Origin of the sequence: Synechococcus sp. R6-10 (assembly GCF_047461815.1) — a bacterium.
Lineage (GTDB): Bacteria > Cyanobacteriota > Cyanobacteriia > Thermostichales > Thermostichaceae > Thermostichus.
Window position 1 is genome coordinate 1 of record NZ_JANSHW010000188.1, and the last position, 2,637, is coordinate 2,637.

Consider the following 2,637-nt stretch of genomic DNA (forward strand, 5'->3'; position numbering starts at 1 on the left):
CTGTAAACTCGCCTGAAATTCCGAAACTTAGCTGTCCTCTGGGGCCGCTAGGGATTGGGATAAAGCCCGCACTCTGCGCGTAGCGCGGGTGTCGGGTAGTTTACTCTCAAAATGCGATTGACAAACAACTGGCTGCTACAGCCTTGGTTTACGGACTTACCCTGGTTACTCGCAATGTCCGTGATTTTGCCGGGACAGGGGTACCTCTCATTAACCCATTTAGACCCTCATAACAAGCCGCGGTAGCGAATAAAGATCAAAACTGCCGCCCAGGATCCCAGCGCCACTTTGATCGCCACCAGAATATTGAGAATCGGGATCCAGCCGCCGCTAAACAGAGCTCCCAACTCCCCTCTGGGCAATTCCCAGCCGGCCAGAGCCACCACGGCCACCCCGATAAACGTCACCACCGACAGCTTCTCCCACATCGCAGCCCGCCACCGTTTGTAGATGGCCTCCATCCAGGTGGAAGAGGCGGTGATCGCCACCAAGCCAATGGCCGTCCCCCCCGCCACCCCGGCAGCAAAGCCTCCGCCCGGCGTCAGGTGCCCTCGAATGGCCAGCTCCACCGCAATCAAAGCCGAAATGGTGGCCCCCACTCGCGCCAACACAATCGAGGGAATATCGGTAAATTGAGCTACATTGGCCGTCGGCTGCTCATCCGCCAGCAGGTATTGGGCGCCCAAAATTGCCGTGGAAAACACCACTACTTCAAAGACCGTATCGTAGAGGCGGTTGCGCAGAATAAGACCCGTCACCGCGTTGGGCACACCGCTTTCGGTGGCCAGAATCTCCACCGCCTCGACTAAGGCCACGCCCGCTGTGGGATTGGGGGACACGGATCCCACCTCGCCCACGATGAGCTGTAGGGCTGCCAGCAGCACCGCTATCCCGTACACCCACTTCATGTTGCCATCACCTCAGTGGCCAGAGCTTGCTGCGCCAAAATGGCCTGCAGGCGGGGCACGCGTGTAACCAGGCGATACTCTGCTGCTTCTCCGGCGGGCTCAAGGGCAATGGTGTGTACCTCCCGGCTGCGAAGAGCAGCCACCAACGCCTCTGAACTCCCATAGGCGGTCAACTCCAAGCGCATGTGGTACCGCTGTAGCCCTTGGCGCATCTGCTGTAACAACTGCCGTGCTGCTGAGGTACTGGCCTCCAGCACAGGGCTGCCTTCGAGAACGCCCAGGCGCATGCTCAGCGAAGAGCGCACCGCAATGGCGTAGAGGGTAATAGAAAGCATGGTGCCCACCAGTGCCTCGGTCAGGGCCACATCCGCCGCCCCAAACAGCGCATAGATCAGGGCGGCAATCGTCCCCAGGATCCCTCGCATCACCAGGGCGTGGTAGGGATTGGTCTGAGTCACCACCAAGCTTGCCGTCAGGGGCAGGAGTAACGCCATCACCAGCAACAGGGTCTCTTCCATCCTGCCCTCCTATAGGGACTTGCGCTGCGAGCAAAACGCCAGCACATAGCCCAGAATGGTATTCCAAATAGCCAGGGAGATCAGTGCCAACACCAACAGGGGCCATTCCCGTGGGATCCGCAACAGCAGCCCCAGCATGATGCTCATAGAGCCCAGGGTGTCCGACACCGAAAGGCCGTGCAGCTTAAATAAAATCGAGCGATCCCCAAGGAGCGGCGCCGTTCCCCACAACCAAAACAGCACACCAATCCCAAACAACAGATAGCTCAGACCTTCCACCCAGACTTCCATACCTACCCCCAGGGCCTTTCTAAAGCATTTCCAGCCGTTTCAGTACATGAGCCAAGAGCATTAAGGCCGCATTGCCCACCGACAAAATCAAAACCCCCACAATCCCGATCATCCAATCATCCCGCACCACCGACACCACCAAAATCAGGATGGCCGTCTTTGTGGCCAAGCTGGCAAAGGCGAGCATCGTCTGCCAAATATCTTCCTTCAGCCAAGCGGCATACAGGGGCAAGCACAGCGTTAGGGTCAGGAGAAACAGCAGTAGGTTCACACGTCCTCCCGCGGCTTGAGCACATGGACTTCATAAGTGCCTTGGGCATTGCAATTGAGCACGATGGTTTTGGGCGTGAAGGTAATTAAAAAGATATCCAGAAACACCAGCCCTGCTGAACGGTTGGGCAGGGTTTGTTTGTATACAACTTCCTCAACAGTGTGGGGCTTGAGGATCATCTCGAAGGCTTCCCAGTAGGCTCTTGGGATGGCGAGAAGAATTTCCTGGAGCACTCGCCCCCAATCCCGCCATTGCACCGGTGCGGAAGCCTGGCGCGGCAGCAGCAACGTTGCCGCCACCCCGATGGCCACATTGTCCCAGCTCAGATTGCCCGTCAGCAGAAACCAAATCAAGAGGCGCAGGCCGATCTCCAATAGACCCAACTCAGGGTAGCGTCCCATAGTTCCCCACAGCTAACAGAGCCCAAACCAGCACCAACACTATGCTCAAGCCGCCCACCACTGCTTCCAGCCCTTCGTTCACCGACCCTCCCTTCAAAGGGATCCGCTCCCAAAACCAGCCTAGGGGGATCCCAACGCCCAAACTGAGGAGCGCCTTGAGAAGATTGTCAGCGCCATAGGCCGCCGGTAGCCAGCCCCAGAGCAAGCCCCCACCCCAAAGCACCAGTGCCACTTTATCTTGCCAAGGA

The 2,637-nt window shown here is 58.1% G+C and carries 5 protein-coding genes and 1 pseudogene; all 6 read right to left on the reverse strand.

Annotated elements, in window-relative coordinates; all coding sequences use genetic code 11:
- Positions 1-227: 227 nt before the first annotated feature.
- A complete protein-coding gene (locus NW837_RS05945) occupies positions 228-908 on the reverse strand; it encodes a Na(+)/H(+) antiporter subunit B (RefSeq protein WP_414329831.1) in 681 nt (226 codons plus the stop codon).
- Positions 905-1,426 carry a DUF4040 domain-containing protein gene (locus NW837_RS05950; protein ID WP_414329833.1) on the reverse strand — a complete coding sequence of 174 codons (522 nt, stop codon included), beginning with the start codon at positions 1,424-1,426 and terminating at the stop codon, positions 905-907. Before NW837_RS05950 ends, NW837_RS05945 begins: the two co-directional genes overlap by 4 nt.
- 9 nt (positions 1,427-1,435) lie before the next feature.
- A complete protein-coding gene (locus tag NW837_RS05955; protein WP_011431879.1) occupies positions 1,436-1,717 on the reverse strand; it encodes a monovalent cation/H(+) antiporter subunit G in 282 nt (93 codons plus the stop codon).
- Between the two features lie 19 nt (positions 1,718-1,736).
- Positions 1,737-1,988 (reverse strand): hypothetical protein, encoded by a 252-nt coding sequence (locus NW837_RS05960; RefSeq protein ID WP_011431878.1) that lies wholly within the window; start codon positions 1,986-1,988, stop codon positions 1,737-1,739.
- On the reverse strand, positions 1,985-2,389 hold the full coding sequence (locus tag NW837_RS05965) for a Na+/H+ antiporter subunit E (RefSeq protein WP_041436089.1): 405 nt from the start codon (positions 2,387-2,389) through the stop codon (positions 1,985-1,987). Before NW837_RS05965 ends, NW837_RS05960 begins: the two co-directional genes overlap by 4 nt.
- Positions 2,373-2,637: pseudogene (locus NW837_RS05970) on the reverse strand (cation:proton antiporter); the annotation flags it as partial. The gene NW837_RS05965 and the pseudogene NW837_RS05970, both read right to left, overlap by 17 nt.